This window comes from Tsukamurella sp. 1534, assembly GCF_000312385.1.
Lineage (GTDB): Bacteria > Actinomycetota > Actinomycetes > Mycobacteriales > Mycobacteriaceae > Tsukamurella.
On the sequence record NZ_HE997626.1, the window covers coordinates 780,043 to 796,914 of the forward strand.

The following is a 16,872-nucleotide window of genomic DNA, read 5'->3' on the forward strand; positions in this document are numbered from 1 at the left end:
TCACGGGCCCGCCCTGGCCACGGCTGCGGCCCCCACGGCGATCACCACCGCCACCGCGGCCATGATGGTGAACGCCGCCTGGTAAGCCTGGGCGGGTTGCGTAGCGGCGGAGGTGGCACCGACGACCGCAGCGAGGCCGACTCCCCCACCGATCTGTTTGGCGGAGTTCATGATCCCCGAGGCAGCACCTCGGTCAGTCTCAGCGACGCCCGCGACCGTGGCGACGGACAGCGGAAGGGTGAGCAGACCCGCTCCCCCTGCGATGAGAACCGCCGGGAGCAGCACCGCCGACACATAGGTCGATCCGGCGGTGAGCGTGCTCTGCCACGCGAATCCCGCGGCCAGGAGGGCGCCGCCGACGAGCACCAGACGTGCGGCCGGAGCACGCCGGAGAAGGCGCGGGGTGAGCCACAACCCGACGCCGAGCTGAATCAGTGTGTGCGGCAGGAACGCCAGACCCGACATGAGCGGCGAGTAGCCCAGCACCACCTGCAGCTGCAGCGTGAGAAAGAACCACATCGGGACCAGCGCGGTACCCGCGAGCAGGAGCCCGGCGTTACCGAGCCGAACGGAGCGGATCGCGAGAAGGGCCCTGGGAAGCAGCGGGTTCCGTGCGGTTCCATCGCGCCGGACGAACGCCGCGAACAGAGCCGACGCCAGGAACACCGCCATCACACCCGGAGCCCATCGGCGGCCGCCGATCGTGCTCAACCCGTATGCGAGCACGAGGAGTCCGGCCGTCACAAGCAGCGCGGGAAGGGTGTCGATCCGCCCTCCTTCACGGCGTGCGGCCGGCAACACACGCGCCGCGAGTACGAGCGCGAGCACGCCGAGCGGCACGTTGACCAGGAGCGTGGAGCGCCAGCCGAGGAATTCGGTGAGCACGCCACCACTGAGGTTTCCCGCGGCCCCTCCAGCGATGCTCGTCGCAGTCCACCACGCCATCGCCCGGGTCCGCGGGTCACCCTCGGGGAACGTTCCGGTGATCGCGGTGAGTGTCGCGGGCGCGAGCACCGCAGCCGCGAGTCCCTGCGCCGCGCGACCGGCGAGGAGCACTTCCGGCCCCGGCGCGACACCCGCGATCAGGCTCGCGGCCACGAACGCGCTCGTACCCGCCAGAAACACCCGGCGCACCCCCACCACATCGGCGACGCGGCCGCCGAGCAGCAGGAATCCGGCGAACGGCAATGCGTACGCGGTAACGATCCACTGTTGCCCCACGACACCGAGTCCGAAGTCGTCGCGAATGCTCGGGAGCGCGATGTTGACCACCGACACGTCGAGGGTGACCATCAGCTGCGCGAGGCACGCCGCCGCAAGGACCTGCGGAGATGTGCGCATCCGGTCACCGACCCCTTCGTTCTTCGTCACCTGTATCACAACAACTGTGATACGACTGTATCAAGAAGGAGGTGGACATGCCCCGGACCGTCGATCACGACGAACGCAGGGCGCAGCTGTCGGATGCGCTCGCGCGGGTCGCAGCGCGCGAGGGACTCCACGCGGTGTCGATGCGATCCGTCGCCGCAGAGGCGGGCGTCTCCCTCCGGCTCGTCCAGTACTACTTCACGAACAAGCAACAGCTGCTCGTCGGCGCGCTGCGCCGCATGGAGGAGCAGTCGAACGACCGCTGGCGCACGCGGCTCGCGGAGATCGGGAGATCCCCCGTACCGCGGGAGATACTGGCGGCCTTCATCGATGAAGCGCTGCCGACGGATGCCCCGAGCCGGGACTTCTACATGGTGTCAGCCGCGTTCAGCGGGCTCGCGTCGACCGAGCCGGCCCTCGCGGCGGAGCCGCTCGCAGGGGGAGTCGCCCGGCTGCGCGAGAGCGTCGCCGCCGCCTTCCACGAGGCTGCCGGCCTCGATCAGCTCGCTCCCGGCGCCGACCCCGACGCGGAGGCCGACGGCCTCATCGCCCTGTGCAACGGCCTGAGCACCGCCGTGGTGATCGGACACCACACACCCGAGCGCGCGGTCGACGTGGCGAGGTACCATCTCGACCGCGTTCTCCCTACTGCCCCTTCACGTTGACGATCTGACACAGGTGATCGCATGACACTGCTGGAAGTCATCGCCATGGACGCGCGGGACGCCGTGGCGGCGCAGGAGGGCGGGGCGGACCGGGTGGAGCTGGTCGCCGACATGGACGCCGACGGGCTGAGCCCCTCTCCCGCCACTGTCGCCTCCGTCCGCGCGGCCGTGGACGTCCCCGTGCGCGTGATGCTCCGGCTCACCGACGGTTTCGCGTCCGGAGACCTCGACGGGCTGGCGCGGCGCGCGATCGACCTGGCGAGCGCAGGGGCGGAGGAGTTCGTGCTCGGCTTCCTCACGCCTGGCGGGGCGGTCGACCTGCCGGCGGTCACGCGCATCGTGGACGCGATCGGCGGCGCCCCATGGACGTTCCACCGCGCGATCGATCGGTGCGCGGATCGGGGCGCACTGCGGCGGGAGCTCAGCGGACTGTCCGGGCTCGACACGATCCTCACCGCCGGCGCGCCGACCGGCGTGGAGGACGGCATCGACATCCTCATCGCCGAAACCGACTGTCCCCATCGCACACTCGTCGGGGGCGGCCTGCGCCTGGATCACCTGCCGCGACTCACGGCGGCGGGGATCGACGCCTTCCACATCGGCAGCGCAGCGCGGCCGCACGGCTGGGAGTCGCCCGTATCGGCGGCGGCGGTCAGGACGTGGCGGGCCGCCATCGACGACCAGACGCTCTGAGGCGGTCGGAAACCCACCGATAGCGCAGGAAACCGACCGCACTCGCGGCAGCGGGCTCAGCCGAGGGCGCGATCGAGGTCGGCGATCAGGTCGTCGACGTTCTCCAGGCCGACCGACAGGCGCAGCATCGAATCGGTGAGGCCGATCTTCGCTCGCCCCTCGGGCCCCGTCGCACGATGCGTCGTGGTGGCGGGGTGGGTGATGAGCGACTTGGCGTCGCCGAAATTGTTGGAGATGTCGATCACCTGTAAGCGGTTGAGGAACTGGAAGGCGCGGTCCTTGCCGGTCGCGTCGGCGGAATCGGCCAGTTCCACGGTGATCACGGTGCCGCCCGCTTTCATCTGCGCCTTCGCGAGCTCGTGCTGCGGGTGCGAGGGCAGGAACGGGAACAGCACCTTCGACACCCGCGGATCGGCTTCGAGGAACTCCGCCACCCTCTGCGTGTTGGCGCTCACCCGCTCGGCGCGCAGGTCCAGCGTCTCCAGCGCCTTGAGCAGCACCCAGGCGTTGAACGGCGCCATGGCCGGGCCCGTGTGCCGCATCAGCTGCTTCACCGGCCCGTCGATGTAGTCCTCGCGGCCCAGGATCGCGCCGCCCATGACGCGCCCCTGCCCGTCCATGGTCTTGGTCGAGGAGTGCACCACCACGTCGGCGCCCATCCCGAACGAGTCCTGGTACCCGACGGGGGTGAACCCCGCGTCGAGCACGACCTGTGCGCCCGCGGCGTGCGCGAGCTCGGAGACCGCTCGTACGTCGACGAGGCCCTGCATGGGGTTGGCCGGCGTCTCGAAGAACACCGCCTGCGCGGGCGTGCTCAGCGCCTCGCGCCACTGGTCGAGGTCCTCGCCGTCCACGAACACGGTCTCGATGCCCCAGCGCGGAAGGATCTCGTTGCACACGACGTAGCAGGATCCGAACAGCGAGCGGGCGGCCACGAGCCGGTCGCCCGCCTGCAGCAGAGCGCCGAGCGAGGTGAACACCGCGGACATGCCGGAGGCGGTCGCGAAGCACGCCTCGGCGCCCTCCATCAGGCGCAGCCGCTCCTGGAACATCGCCACCGTCGGGTTGCCGTAGCGGGAGTACACGAACCGGTCGATGTCACCGTTGAACGCGGCCTCGGCGGCCTCGGCGTTCTCGTAGGTGTACCCCGAATTGAGGTACAGCGCCTCGGACGTCTCCTCGTAGTTGCTCCGCAGCAGGCCGCCGCGCACCCCGAGAGTCTCGGACCGCACACCGTCGGGAAGGCGATTGAACTCCGTCATGGAGTCAAGACTAGAACTGCCGCCAGGGCAGGCCCTCGGCGCGCCAGCCCGCGACGCCGCGGTGTCCGAATGCGTCGAGGCCTCCCTCGAAGCCCTCGAGAACGTTGTAGGCCCGCTGGACGCCCGCCGCGGTGGCCGCCTCGGCCGCTCCGATCGAGCGGTGCCCGGACCGGCAGATGAACGCGACCGGCGTCTCGTCGGTGACGCCCTTGCGCCGGAGGTCGGCGACGAACCGGGGATTGCGCGCACCGTCGGGATAGGTCTGCCACTCCACCAGGACGACGGTGCGCCCGACCTGCGAGAGTTCGGGGATGCCGACGTAGTTCCACTCGGCCTCGGTGCGGCAGTCCACGAGGACGGCCTGCGGATCGTCCTGGAGCAGCTGCCAGGTCTCCTGCGGGGTGAGGTCGCCGGTGTAGGTCACGAGCACTTCTTCCACTTGTCGTCCTCGCGCACGAACGTGGCCGGCTCCTTGCGTTCGCCGGCCTTCTCGTACTTCAGGGTCAGCTGCGCGGTCGCGGAATCGCCGTTGACCTGCACGTCCTTGATGCCGTTCTCGTCCAGGGTCACCTCGCCCTCGCGCTCGACGACGGCCTTGCGGGCGTCGGCGTACCCGGCCTCCTGCGGGAAGTCGGCGGCGGCGCGATCCTTGGCGCAGGTGTTGGCGACGAGATCGGCGTAGCGGCCCTTGTTCAGCGCGCCGTAGTACTGGCCGACGGTCTTCGCGATCTGCCCGGAATCGTTGACCCGCGTATCGGCGGGGCGGATGAAGTTCCAGGTCAGGATGCCTCCGACGGCGATGACGGCGATCACCAGCGCGATCAGGAACGGGGTGGCGGTGGTGCCGCGCGCCGCGGGTTCGCCGGGGGTGCCCTTGTCTGCGCTCATGCTTGTCTCTACCCTCTGTAACTAGAACACGTTCCACTTGGTGACGGGGTGTGATCGGACACCCGCACTAGGAACGCTCCATTAGTCCGCACTAACCTGGTGGGGACAGAACCGCTGGTTTGCAGACAAAGGTAGCCGACTCTCTATGACCGAACAGAACCGCCCGTTGCGCGTAGCGATCGTGGGCGCAGGCCCCGCCGGCATCTACGCGGCGGACGCACTCATGAAGTCCGACGAGGCGAAGGACCCGGGCGTCAGCATCGACCTGTTCGAGAAGATGCCCGCGCCGTTCGGCCTGATCCGATACGGCGTCGCGCCCGATCACCCGCGCATCAAGGGCATCATCACCGCCCTGCACAAGGTGCTCGACAAGCCGCAGGTGCGCCTGCTGGGCAACCTCGACTTCGGCAAGGACTTCTCGCTCGAGGACGTGCGACGTCACTACGACGCCGTCATCTTCTCGACCGGTGCCGTCGCCGACCGGAACCTCGACGTCCCCGGCATCGACCTGGACGGCAGCTTCGGCGCCGCCGAGTTCGTGGCCTGGTACGACGGCCATCCGGACTTCTCCCGCGAGTGGCCGCTCGAGGCCGAGAAGGTGGCCGTGCTGGGCGTCGGCAACGTGGGCCTCGACGTGGCCCGCGTGCTCGCCAAGACCGCCGACGAGCTGCTCCCCACGGAGATCCCGCCGAACGTCTACGAGGGCCTCAAGCAGAACAAGGCCACCGAGGTGCACGTGTTCGGCCGCCGCGGCCCGGCGCAGGTGAAGTTTACCCCGCTCGAGCTCAAGGAGCTCGACCACTCGGACACCATCGAGGTCATCGTCAACCCCGAGGACATCGACTACGACGAGGGCTCCACCAAGGCTCGCCGCGAGTCGAAGATCACCGACCAGGTGGCCACGATCCTCGAGAACTACGCGATCCGCGAGCCCACGAACCGCCAGCACAAGCTGTACATCCACCTGTTCGAGTCGCCCGTCGAGATCCTCGGCGAGGACGGGAAGGTGGTCGGCCTGCGCACCGAGCGCACCGAGCTGGACGGCACGGGCAACGTGCGCGGCACCGGGAAGTTCACCGATTGGGAGCTCGGCGCCGTCTACCGCGCCGTCGGCTACCTGTCCAACGACCTGCCGGAGATCCCCTTCGACGATCAGGCGGGCGTGATCCCCAATGAAGCCGGCCGCGTCGTCGACGCAGGTCAGCACATCCAGGGCGTGTACACCACGGGCTGGATCAAGCGCGGTCCCGTCGGCCTCATCGGGCACACCAAGGGCGACGCCAACGAGACGATCGCCTGCCTGCTGGAGGACTTCCACGCCGGCAGGCTGAACGCCCCGTCGGACCCGTCCTCCGACGGCGTCACGAACTGGCTGGACGAGCACGAGACCCCGTACACCACGTGGGACGGCTGGTACCGGCTCGACGAGCACGAGCGCAGCCTGGGCGAGGCCGAGGGCCGCGAGCGCGTGAAGGTGGTCGAGCGCGACGACATGCTGGCCGCCTCCGAGCCGAGCAAGGTCGAGCAGAACTAGCCCTCGCGGCTCAGATCCGACGGTGCCGCCGTCCCGATTCTTCGGGACGGCGGCGCCTTTCGCTCACGATGATTCCAATCGCGTTCCCGGATGCGGGTTCTGCGGTGGTTCGCGGCTGATTCGCGCCGCGGACGCGCCGGAAATCCGATTCTCCGAACGCGGCCCTCACTCCCAGGCGAGCCCGCGGACCCCGTGGCGGCACGTCAGCATCCCGCCGACGCCGACCCGCTTCGCCCCGACGGCGGTGCAACGGTCCCCCTCCTTCGGCGTCGGGTTCGCCCGCCATCGGCCGGCCACGCACTTCAGGTCGCGCCCCGGCGCGCGCTCCCCGAACGAGCAGGCCTTGCCCTTGCGTGGCGGCGAGGGGTCGACGCGCCACTCGCCCGACCGGCACTCGTAGCCGGGCTTCGTCTCGAACATGCGGCATTCGTCGCCCGAGGCTCCCGGACGCACAGCCGCTGCGCCGGCACCCGGCAACACCATCCCGGCGGCCACCACCGCCACGGCCGCGAGCCGCGCGATTCGCGTCGCCCCCATCACCCTCCTTCGTCAGTCGACAGAAAGAGTATGCGATCGACAACGCCGGAGGAATCGGATTGTCAGTTCTCGCGGGCCCAGTCCCAGACGGGCCACAGAGCGCGCCCGAGCGCCTCGCCGCGCGAGGTGAGCTCGTACTGCTTGTCCGCGAGCTTCCGCACGACCCCCTTCTCCACCAACATCGCCAGGCGGGCCGCCAGCACGCTGGAGCTGCAGTTGCCCATGCGGCGGCGCAGTTCGAGGAATCCGAGCGCGCCCGGTTCGAGCTCCCAGACGATGCGGATCACCCAGCGCTGACCGAGGAACTCCATGGTCGCGAGCACTTCCGGCTCCGACTCCTCGCGCCGTTGGGACACCACATCGCGGACGGACACATGCAGAGCCTACTTGCGCTTCTGATTTCGAAGCGCCATGCTGGGCGCCAGTTCTTTTTTAGAAGCATGGAGGTAGTCCGATGGCGTCCAAGGTGATCGTCGTGACGGGGGCGTCGCGTGGCGTCGGGGCCGAGACCGCGGTGGCGCTGGGCGCCCGTGGCCACGACGTGGTGGTCAACTATCGCGAGAAGGCCCGCCGCGCCGAGAAAGTCTGCGAGCTGGTCCGGGAAGCCGGTGGGCGCGCCGTCGCGATCGGGGCGGACGTCACCGCCGTCGACGGTCCGCGCCTCCTTCTCGACGGCGCGATCGCCGGGTTCGGTCGCGTGGACGCGGTGGTGCTCAACGCCTCCGGCGGCCTGGAGCTGGGCGCCGACGAGGGGTACGCGATGCGCTTGAACCGCGACGCCCAGGTGACGATGGCACGCGCCGCCGCGGGTGCGATGACGGCCGGCGGCCGGATCGTGTTCGTCACCAGCCACCAGGCGCACTTCTCCCGGACGCGCCCCGTGCCCGACGGGTACGGGCCGATCGCCGCCAGCAAGTTGGCGGGCGAGCTCGCCCTGCGCGACCTCGCCGCGGAGGAGGACCTTCGGCTCGGCGTCGTCTCCGGCGACATGATCGACGGGACGATCATCGTGCGGCTCCTGGAGCGGCGCGACCCGGCCGCCGTCGAGGCCCGCCGTGCGCACGGCCCGCTCCCCACGGTCACCGAGTTCGCCGCCGCGATCGCCGCTGCCGCCGACGCGGAGACCCCGTCGGGCCACACCACCTACGTCGGCGGCGGCGACCTCGTCGCGGAGCTACAGCGCTGAGAACTCCCACGCACCCGTCCCGCTGAGTTCGAGGCGCAGGGCGTGGTGCCGGTCGACGGTGCTGCGGTGGGCGACGCTCACGAGGATCGCATCGGGCACTTCGGTCCGGATCAGGGTGTACAGCGAGTGCTCGAGCCCCTCGTCGACTGCGGAGGTGGCCTCGTCGAGGAACACCGCTTGCGGCTTGGCGAGGATGACGCGCGCGAAGGCGATGCGCTGCTGCTCCCCCGGAGAAAGCACTGCGGCCCAGTCCTCCTCATCATCGAGTCGATCAGCGAGGTGCGGCAGGAAGACCTTGCCGAGCGCTTCCCGCAACACGTCGTCGTCGTGGATTCCCGGCTCCGCCGGGTAGCTGAGCGCGGTCCGGAGGTCGCCGAGCGGCAGGTACGGCATCTGAGACAGGAACAGGGTCTCGGCACCTGCAGGACGGGCCACCTCCCCCTCCGAGTAGGGCCAGATCCTGGCGAGCGCCCGCAGCAGTGTCGTCTTGCCCGAACCGGAGGCACCCTTGACGACCATCGTGTCGCCGCTCCGCAGGCTCAGTCGCAGACCGTCGACCAACACGATCCCATCGGGCGTGCGGACCGCTACACCGTCCAGCCGAACAGCCCCGTCCGCATCGGTCCCCGCGACACGGGCCAGATCCCGGGACTGCGCGTCGGCCGTGAGGAGGCCGTCCAGGCGCATGAGGGCCGCGCGGTACTCCGCGAAGTCGTCGTAGGACAGGCGGAAGAACGACAGTGAGTCGTGCACCTGCCGGAACGCGCTCCCGGTCTGGCTGACGTCACCGATGGTGAGTTCTCCGGAGAACACGCGGGGAGCCTGGATCGCCATGGGGAACACCTCCGCCGTCTGGCTCACCGTGAGGTTCCATCCGTTGAACTTCAGGCTGCGGAACACGATCGCCCAGGTGTTGGCGATGACGGCGGCGAAGCGGCCCAGCAACGTGCGCCGCTCCACCTGTTCGCCGTGGTAGAACGCCACCCGCTCGGCGTTGTCCCGCAGTCGGACGAGGGCGTACCGGTACGCCGCGGTGAGCCGTTCGTTGAGGAAGTTGAGATTGATCAGGGGTCGGCCGATCCAGAACGCGATGACCGTACTGACCAGGACGTACACGAACACGAGCCACAGCATCGCCCGGGGAATCGTCACGCCGAGCACCGTCATCGGCGCGGAGAGGTCCCACAGGACCTTCGTGAACGAGATGATCGAGGCCACGGCGCTGACGGCGCCGAAGGAGAGTGATACCGACGTACCGACGAACGCGGCGATGTCCGACTGGATCCGCTGGTCCGGGTTGTCGATGGTGTCGTCGATGAATCGGTTGCGGTAGTAGGCCTCCCCATCGAGGTAGTCGTCCACCACCCTGCCTGTGAGCCACACGCGCCAGTCGATGACGAGCCACTGGTTCACAAGGAGGTCGATCAGCGCGCGGGCCACCCAGAGCACCGCGAGCAGCGCGAAGATGCGCATCGAGAGCCAGAACCCGTCCACGGCGGCCTGCAGCGCGGGCGAATCACCCTTGGACACCGCCTGCACGGCGTATTGCAGCGCCGTCTGAGAGTCGTTGTAGAAGTATGTGAACAACACGGACAGCCGGACGGCCGCGAGCGTCGACACCAGGAGCAGCAGGATGCGGGCGTAGACGCGCCAGGAATCGCGTCCGGTGAAGTAGGCGCCGGAAACCCGCCAGAATTGGCGCCCCCATCGGGTACTCACGAAACAGATGGCGAGCACGATCACGAAGATCGGCGCGGTGATCGCGACGGCCTTGAGCAGCCACCACCCACTCGCGCCCCACTCCGCACTCCAATCGATGGACATCTTCATCCGCGGCTCCTCTGCTGGACCGAGCGAAAAATCGAGGAAGCTTAACCCGCATCGCCCCAGCGCAGGGGCATATGAGCGCAAACGACATTTGATTAGGCTAGGCTCAGCTGCATGGGTAGAGGAGTGACCGGCCTGATCCTCAAGGCGATGCGGGCCGACGACTACGTGTTCACCGTGCTGTCCACGGAGAAGGTCAACGCGCACTACCACCGCATCCGGTTCGACGGTGGCTCGTTCCTGCAGGAGAATCCCTGGTTCCCCACCATGTGGGTGCGGCTGTGGGTGCCGAAGAGCGGCGAGGCCACGACCGACGAGGGCGATGGCACGCTCGTCCAGCGCGGCTACACGATCATCGACCCGGACGGCTCGGAGTTCGCCATCGAGTTCGCGATGCACGACGGGCCCGCCCCGCGCTGGGCGCTCGACGCACAGCCGGGCGACCGGATCGCGGCGACCATGATGGGCTCGGATCTGACGGTGCCGCAGGAGCCCGCACCATCCGAGTACGTGCTCGTGGGCGATTCGGCGTCGATCCCCGCGATCAACTCGCTCACCGCCGCGGCGACGGTGCCGTGCCGGATCTTCCTGGAGTACCAGCACGAGGACGAGCGCGAGCTCGCGGTCCGCGGCGACGACGTGGCCTGGGTGCCCCGCGAGGATCGCGGCGCCACACTGGTATCCACCGTGACCGCGGCCGGGATCCCGTCCAGCGCTTTCCTGTTCGTCGCCGCGGAGACCAAGGCCACGCGGGAGATCGCCAAGGTCGCGAAGAAGGACTTCGGCCTGGCGAAGGAGCGAATCAAATCGCAGGCCTACTGGCTCCAGCGCGGGTAGCCCTCCGGGAAAACGAATGGCACCGTGCCGCACCCGGCGGCTATGGTGCCCGCATGAGTTCTGCAGCAGCAGCCGCGGCCGCGGCCGCGGCGGTCGTGGAGCGCGGCCGCCCGTAGCGGCGGCGAAGCCTCCACCGACGACGCTTCACCGCCCCAGTGCATTCCAGCTGGGCGGCGCTTCGTGCTGCCCGGGCGATCCTCGAGCCCGGAGAACTCCCCATGCCCACGTATCGTGGCGGCCGTCATGAGCACGGCCAGAACTTCCTCACCGACCGCGCGACCGTCAGGGCGGTCGTCAACCTCGTCGCGGACACCGACGGACCGATCCTCGAGATCGGCCCCGGCAGCGGGGCGCTGACGCGGCCGCTGGCGTGCCTCGGTCGCCCCCTCACCGCCGTGGAGATCGACGATCGGCACGCCCGCCGGCTACGCCGAGAACTGCACGGCACCACTGTGATCCATCGAGACTTCCTCGATCATCGACTGTCACCCGAGCCGCACACCGTGGTCGGCAACCTGCCCTTCCACCTCACCACCGCCATCCTCCGCAAGGTGCTGCACGCGCCGCACTGGACGGACGCGGTGCTGATCACCCAATGGGAGGTGGCCCGGCGGCGCGCCGGAGTCGGCGGCTCGACGATGATGACCGCGCAGTGGCTGCCCTGGTACGAGTTCCGTCTCCGGCAGCGGATTCCCGCGGGTGCGTTCACCCCTCGGCCCACCGTCGACGCGGGCCTACTCACCATCACCCGGCGGACGAGCCCCCTCGTGCCGGTCGCGAGACGCCGGGCCTACTCCTCGTTCGTGCACGCCGTCTTCACCGGGCGCGGCCACGGTCTCGCCGCGGTACTCGCCGGCGTCGCTCCGCAGCACGCCGGTGCGGCGCGGAAATGGGTGGCGGCACAGGGCTTCCGCGGGACCCCGCTCCCCCGCGATCTCGACGCCGCGCACTGGGCCGACGCGTTCACCCGGTTCGGATGACGCTCAGTCCGCGCGCGCGAGCAGGTGGTACTCCGGGAATCGGTGCGTCGCATCGGGTCTCGATACCGTGCGCCACACCTCGGCGAATCCCGCTGCTGCCAGGGTCGCCGCCATCGAGTCGGGATGCCAGCGCCACGCCGGCGCGACGGCGTGATCGAATTCGACCACACCGGCCTCGTCGTTCGCCTGCCCCGCGACGAGCAGGAGCGCGCCGGCGGGCAGGCGGCGACGCCAGTCGGCGAGCACGGGAGGGATCTCCTCGGGCCGCACGTGGATCAGGCTGAACCGGGCCAGCACCCCGTCGACGGTGCCGAGGTCCACACCGGCCAGCCGGTGGTCGCCGTCGTGGAACGTGATCCCCGCGTGCTTGTTCCGCGCGATGGCGAGCATCTCGACGCTGGGGTCGACGCCGTCGACGGTGAGGCCGCGTTCGCTCAGATGACGCGCGGTGTTGCCGGTACCGCAGCCCACGTCGATCACCCGCGGCACGCCGTCCCGTTCGCCCACCGCATCGGCGAACGCGTCGACGGCGCGCCGCTCCAGCGGCGAGTAGAACGGGTCGGGGAACGTCTCCTCGTAGGTGGCTGCGAGGGCGTCGTAGCCGGGCTGGGTCACTCGCCCTGCTGCGGACGCTTCGGGGCCATCCCCATCGACGTGGGCGGGTTGTGGTCGTACTCGTCGGTCTCCTTGCCGGACGGCGGAGGCGTGCCCGCCGGGTCCGACGGCCGGCTCACCGAGGGCCGCGGCGCCGGCTGGATCGGGCGGGGTGCGGTGGGACGGCGACCCGTCGCCTGATGCACTGCCGTGGCCGGTGTCTCGCCGTCGCCCTGCCCCTGTCCCTGCGGCCCGGGTGCGGGCCGCCCGGGCGGCATGACCCGCGACGAGGCGCCGTGGGGCCTGGGCCCGTTCGGCCCGACGACCGGAGCGGCAGCCGTCGGCGGGGCATTGGGGGGCACCACCGGCGACGCGGCAGTCGGCGGAGCATTCGGCGGCGGAGCGCTCGGGGGCACAACGGGCGACGCGGCAGTCGGCGGTGCGTTCGGCGGCGGTGCGTTCGGCGGCACGACGGGCGAAGCGGAGGTCGGGGGCGCGGACGGCGGAGCGGCGGGAGGCGGCGCGGTCGGGGGCTTGGGGATCTGCGGTCCCGGCGCCTGGCCGGGGGTCGGCTGCTGCTCCGCCGCGGCCTGCTGGGTGGGGATCGCGCGGGTGGACAGGTCCTCCTGCTGCTGCGGCCGCTGGATCGGCACGGCGACGGTGGCGGGCGCGGCCGGCGCCACGGGATCGTCGCTGTCCACGACGGACACCCGGCCCGCGGCCTCCGCGGCGTTGGCGCGCGCGACCTCGACGGTGTCGGCGGTCGCGACCGTGACCCCGAGGCGCCGCTTGGCGTAGCCCTCGGGCTTACCGAACAGCCGGATGTCGGTCTCCGGCACCTGCAGCGCCCGGGAGACGCTGTCGAACGCGACGGAACTGCTGTCCTTGGTTCCGTAGATCACGGCGGACGCGGCCGGCGACATGAGCGAGGTGTCCACGGGCAGACCGAGGATCGCACGGGCGTGCAGCTCGAACTCCGAGAGCCGCTGCGACCCCAGGGTCACGAGGCCGGTGTCGTGCGGGCGCGGCGAGACCTCGGAGAAGTACACGTCGTCGCCCTTGACGAACAGCTCCACGCCGAACACCCCGCGGCCGCCCGCGGCACCGTCGCCCAGGGCGGTCGCGATGCGCCCCGCGACCGACGTGGCCGCGTCGTACGCCGCCTGGCTCATCGGCTGCGGCTGCCAGGACTCGACGTAGTCACCGTCCTGCTGCCGGTGCCCGATGGGCTCGCAGAACCGGGTGACGACCTTGCCCCGCTCCGCGTCGAAGACCCGGACGGTGAGCAGCGTGATCTCGTAGTCGAAGTCCACGAAGCCCTCGACGATCACCCGCTCGTTGCGGACCCTGGCGCCCGTGACGGCGGCCTCCCAGGCACCGTCGAGCTCCTCCGGCGTGCGGACCACGGACTGGCCCTTGCCCGAGCTGGACATGACGGGCTTCACCACGCAGGGGAAGCCCACCTCGCGGGCGCCCTTCCGGAGCTCCTCGAGCGAGGACGCGAACGCGTACGGCGAACAGGGCAGCCCCTGCTCCTCGGCGGCCAGCCGGCGGATGCCCTCCCGGTCGAGGGTCAGCGAGACGGCGCGGGCGGTGGGGATGACCTCCGCGAGGCCGTCCTCGTCCACGGCGACCAGCGCGTCGGTGGCGAGCGCCTCGATCTCCGGAACCACGTACTGCGGCTTCTCCTCCTCGATGACGGTGCGCACCTGTTCGGCGTCGGTCATGTCGATGACGCGGCTGCGGTGCGCCACCTGCATGGCGGGCGCGTTCTCGTACCGGTCCACGGCGATCGTCTCCACGCCGAGGCGCTGGAAGGCGATCACGACCTCCTTGCCCAACTCGCCCGATCCCAGCAGGAGCACCTTCGTGGCGCCGGGCGTCAGGGCCGTGCCGATCCGAGGGTTGCCGCCGTTCTCGGTGAGCTTCGTCATGGGCTCCATCATGGCAAACTCCTGCGCTCGGCGACACGCCCGCAGACCCTTCTATTCCGTTTACTTCCGATCGCTTTGGGCTGGCGAGCGTTTCATCCGTTATCGCTCGTGGCGACGCGGAGGAGGCCTACTTTCGTGTTCATGCAAGCACTCGTGATCCGGAGCGCCGTCGTCGCCGCGACCGGCGGACTCATCTTCGGCTTCGACACCGCCGTGATCTCGGGGGCCGAGAAGCAGATCCAGGAGCAGTTCGGCGGCCCGGACGGGCTGTCCGACGCGCAGCTCGGCTTCACCGTGACCACCGCGCTGATCGGCACGATCATCGGCGCGCTGGTGACCGGCCGGCTCGCGGACCGGTTCGGCCGCAAGAAGGTCCTGTACACGATCGGCGTCCTCTACGTCGTGAGCGCCGTCGGCTGCGCCCTGGCGCCCACGTCGACGGTCGAACTGTTGCAGCTGTTCCGGTTCCTGGGCGGCCTGGGCATCGGCGCGTCCAGCGTGTGCGCCCCGATCTACACCGCGGAGATCGCCCCGCCCAAACACCGCGGACGCCTGGTGGGACTCGTGCAGTTCAACATCGTGCTCGGCATCCTCGTCGCGTACGCGTCGAACGCGATCATCCGCACCGTGATGGGCGACGACCCGAACGCGTGGCGCTGGATGCTCGGGGTCATGGTGGTGCCCGCGGCGCTGTTCCTGGTCATGCTGCCGACGGTGCCGGAGACCCCGCGCTGGCTCGCCGCGAGCGGCGACATCGCCGCGGCCCGCGCCACATCGGAGCGCCTGTGCTCGACCCAGGCCGAGGCCGACGAGCAGATGCAGGAGATCGAGGAGTCCCTGGCCGCCGAATCCGGCCGCGGCAAGGCCCGGTTCTACACCCGCGGCCACCGCAAGGTGATCCTGCTGGCGATCGCGATCGCGTTCTTCAACCAGATGTCCGGCATCAACGCGATCCTCTACTACGCGCCGCGGGTGATGCAGGACGCCGGGGCCAGCACCAACGCGGCGTACCTGATGTCGGTCGCGGTCGGCGTGATGAACCTGATCGCCACCATGGCGGCGCTCACCGTGATCGACAGGCTGGGCCGGCGCAGGCTCATGCTCGTGGGCTCGGTGGGCTACCTGATCTCCCTCGGGTTCATGGCCTCGGTGATGTTCTACTACGAGAGCGACGGCCGCTCGTTCAACAGCACCTCGTCGATCCTCGTGCTGCTCGGCCTCATGGTGTTCATCGCCTCGCACGCCTTCGGTCAGGGCGCGGTGATCTGGGTGTTCCTCTCGGAGATCTTCCCCAACCGCATCCGCGGCCAGGGCCAATCGCTCGGCAGCCTCACGCACTGGGTGTGGGCCGCCATCACCAGTTTCGCGTTCCCGCCGATCATCGGCGCCTTCGGCGGCGGTGTCGCGTTCTCCATCTTCTTCGGGTTCATGGTGCTGCAGCTGCTCTGGGTGATAAAGGTTATGCCGGAGACCAAGGGCATCCCGCTGGAGGAGATGGCGGACAGGCTGGGGCTGGATTCGGACCCGGACGACGCGGTCTCCGATCCGCCGGCCGCGAAGGGACACTGACATGACCGATCGAACCCTCTGCCTGGGCGAGGCTCTCGTCGACGTCGTCCTGCGCGAGGGTGCCGATCCGACCGAACACGTCGGCGGCAGCCTGTTCAACGTCGCGTGCGGCCTGTCCGCGCTCGGCGATCCGGCGTCGATCCTGTCCTGGTGGGGCCGCGACGTGCGCGGCGCCCGGATCGCCGAGACCGCGGCCCGCGCCGGCGTCGACGTCGTGCCCGGCACGGACGCCGCCCCCAACACCCCGCTCGCCTACGCGCAGCTCGACGCGGAGGGCCGCGCGACCTACGAGTTCGACCTCACCTGGGAGGTGCCGGAGGTCCGCGAGCTCGAACGGTACGGCCACCTGCACACCGGGAGCTTCGCCGCGACCCTGGCCCCGGGCGCCGACGGGGTGCGCGACGTGGTCGGCCGGATCCGGGAACACGCCACCGTGTCCTACGACCCCAACATCCGGCCCGCGCTGATGGGCGCACCGTCGGACGTACTCCCGCGCGTCACCGAGCTCATCGGCCTGGCCGACGTGGTCAAGGCCAGCGACGAGGACATCGCGTGGCTCCACCCCGACGAGCCCGTCGAGGACGTGATGCGCCGGTGGATCGCGGCCGGCCCCGCGCTGGTCATCGTGACCCGCGGCCCGTGGGGCGCCTACGCGCTGCTGTCCGGCAATCGCGACATGTTGCACGTGGACCAGCTGACCGTGGAGATCGGCGACACCGTGGGCGCCGGAGACTCGTTCATGGCCGGACTCGTCTCGGGGCTGCTCGACGCCGGGTACCTGGGCTCGCGGTACGCCGCGCGGCGGTTGCGGGCCGCGCAATGGAGCGATGTGCAGCCGGCACTGCACCGCGCGGTGATCACCTCGGCGCTCACCGTGAGCCGCGCGGGCGCCTACGCGCCGTCGCGTGCCGAGGTGGAGGCGGTCCGGGCGAAGGACCCCACCCTGCGCTGATACCGGTCCCCGTGTATCGCGGGCGTATCGGAAATCGCATACGCCC

At 70.1% G+C, this 16,872-nt stretch carries 17 protein-coding genes; 8 read left to right on the top strand and 9 right to left on the bottom strand.

Features of this window, described 5'->3' with window-relative positions:
- Nucleotides 1–1,371, bottom strand: coding sequence for an MFS transporter (locus BN39_RS04005; protein ID WP_202803283.1), 1,371 nt, complete (start codon nt 1,369–1,371; stop codon nt 1–3).
- A gap of 47 nt (nt 1,372–1,418) precedes the next feature.
- Here BN39_RS04005 and BN39_RS04010 point away from each other — a divergent pair, with 47 nt between their 5' ends.
- Together BN39_RS04010 and BN39_RS04015 are read left to right on the top strand one after the other, a co-directional pair.
- Entirely contained in the window at nt 1,419–2,033 is a 615-nt protein-coding gene (locus BN39_RS04010) for a TetR/AcrR family transcriptional regulator (protein ID WP_019201072.1), read from the top strand.
- Nucleotides 2,034–2,054: 21 nt separating this feature from the next.
- A complete protein-coding gene (locus BN39_RS04015) occupies nt 2,055–2,726 on the top strand; it encodes a copper homeostasis protein CutC (protein WP_019201073.1) in 672 nt (223 codons plus the stop codon).
- A gap of 56 nt (nt 2,727–2,782) precedes the next feature.
- Here BN39_RS04015 and BN39_RS04020 read toward each other — a convergent pair whose 3' ends face one another.
- The 3 genes from BN39_RS04020 to BN39_RS04030 are packed head-to-tail and all read right to left on the bottom strand — an operon-like array spanning nt 2,783 to nt 4,876.
- The gene (locus BN39_RS04020; protein ID WP_019201074.1) at nt 2,783–3,988 is read right to left on the bottom strand and encodes an O-succinylhomoserine sulfhydrylase; all 1,206 of its coding nucleotides are present in this window, start codon (nt 3,986–3,988) and stop codon (nt 2,783–2,785) included.
- Between the two features lie 10 nt (nt 3,989–3,998).
- A complete protein-coding gene (locus tag BN39_RS04025; RefSeq protein WP_040766538.1) occupies nt 3,999–4,412 on the bottom strand; it encodes a rhodanese-like domain-containing protein in 414 nt (137 codons plus the stop codon).
- Nucleotides 4,409–4,876 carry a hypothetical protein gene (locus BN39_RS04030; protein WP_019201076.1) on the bottom strand — a complete coding sequence of 156 codons (468 nt, stop codon included), beginning with the start codon at nt 4,874–4,876 and terminating at the stop codon, nt 4,409–4,411. The genes BN39_RS04025 and BN39_RS04030 overlap by 4 nt, the downstream gene beginning before the upstream one ends.
- Before the next feature lie 145 nt (nt 4,877–5,021).
- On the opposite strand from BN39_RS04030, the gene BN39_RS04035 reads away from it, so the two are divergent.
- Nucleotides 5,022–6,410, top strand: a complete 1,389-nt coding sequence (locus BN39_RS04035; protein ID WP_019201077.1) for an FAD-dependent oxidoreductase — start codon at nt 5,022–5,024, stop codon at nt 6,408–6,410.
- A gap of 165 nt (nt 6,411–6,575) precedes the next feature.
- On the opposite strand, the gene BN39_RS04040 is transcribed toward BN39_RS04035, so the two are convergent.
- Nucleotides 6,576–6,947 carry a hypothetical protein gene (locus tag BN39_RS04040; protein ID WP_019201078.1) on the bottom strand — a complete coding sequence of 124 codons (372 nt, stop codon included), beginning with the start codon at nt 6,945–6,947 and terminating at the stop codon, nt 6,576–6,578.
- A 62-nt stretch (nt 6,948–7,009) separates the two neighbouring features.
- Nucleotides 7,010–7,321, bottom strand: a complete 312-nt coding sequence (locus tag BN39_RS04045) for a helix-turn-helix domain-containing protein (RefSeq protein ID WP_019201079.1) — start codon at nt 7,319–7,321, stop codon at nt 7,010–7,012.
- Between the two features lie 80 nt (nt 7,322–7,401).
- Here BN39_RS04045 and BN39_RS04050 point away from each other — a divergent pair, with 80 nt between their 5' ends.
- Nucleotides 7,402–8,133: an SDR family oxidoreductase gene (locus BN39_RS04050; protein WP_019201080.1), complete on the top strand. Its 732-nt coding sequence runs from the start codon at nt 7,402–7,404 to the stop codon at nt 8,131–8,133.
- On the opposite strand, the gene BN39_RS04055 is transcribed toward BN39_RS04050, so the two are convergent.
- Nucleotides 8,122–9,963 (bottom strand): ABC transporter ATP-binding protein/permease, encoded by a 1,842-nt coding sequence (locus BN39_RS04055; RefSeq protein ID WP_019201081.1) that lies wholly within the window; start codon nt 9,961–9,963, stop codon nt 8,122–8,124. The two genes, BN39_RS04050 and BN39_RS04055, sit on opposite strands and share 12 nt — an antisense overlap.
- 111 nt (nt 9,964–10,074) lie before the next feature.
- Here BN39_RS04055 and BN39_RS04060 point away from each other — a divergent pair, with 111 nt between their 5' ends.
- A complete protein-coding gene (locus tag BN39_RS04060; RefSeq protein WP_040765834.1) occupies nt 10,075–10,797 on the top strand; it encodes a siderophore-interacting protein in 723 nt (240 codons plus the stop codon).
- Nucleotides 10,798–11,015: 218 nt separating this feature from the next.
- Nucleotides 11,016–11,777, top strand: coding sequence for a 23S ribosomal RNA methyltransferase Erm (erm, locus tag BN39_RS04065; protein WP_019201083.1), 762 nt, complete (start codon nt 11,016–11,018; stop codon nt 11,775–11,777).
- Nucleotides 11,778–11,780: 3 nt separating this feature from the next.
- Here the strand turns inward: erm and BN39_RS04070 are convergent, their stop codons facing one another.
- Together BN39_RS04070 and purT are read right to left on the bottom strand one after the other, a co-directional pair.
- Nucleotides 11,781–12,392, bottom strand: a complete 612-nt coding sequence (locus BN39_RS04070; protein WP_019201084.1) for a class I SAM-dependent methyltransferase — start codon at nt 12,390–12,392, stop codon at nt 11,781–11,783.
- Nucleotides 12,389–14,305: a formate-dependent phosphoribosylglycinamide formyltransferase gene (gene purT / locus BN39_RS22040; protein WP_237741621.1), complete on the bottom strand. Its 1,917-nt coding sequence runs from the start codon at nt 14,303–14,305 to the stop codon at nt 12,389–12,391. Before purT ends, BN39_RS04070 begins: the two co-directional genes overlap by 4 nt.
- A 141-nt stretch (nt 14,306–14,446) precedes the next feature.
- On the opposite strand from purT, the gene BN39_RS04080 reads away from it, so the two are divergent.
- Together BN39_RS04080 and BN39_RS04085 are read left to right on the top strand one after the other, a co-directional pair.
- Entirely contained in the window at nt 14,447–15,874 is a 1,428-nt protein-coding gene (locus BN39_RS04080) for a sugar porter family MFS transporter (RefSeq protein ID WP_040766544.1), read from the top strand.
- A gap of 1 nt (nt 15,875) precedes the next feature.
- On the top strand, nt 15,876–16,826 hold the full coding sequence (locus BN39_RS04085) for a carbohydrate kinase family protein (protein WP_019201087.1): 951 nt from the start codon (nt 15,876–15,878) through the stop codon (nt 16,824–16,826).
- Nucleotides 16,827–16,872 lie beyond the last annotated feature (46 nt).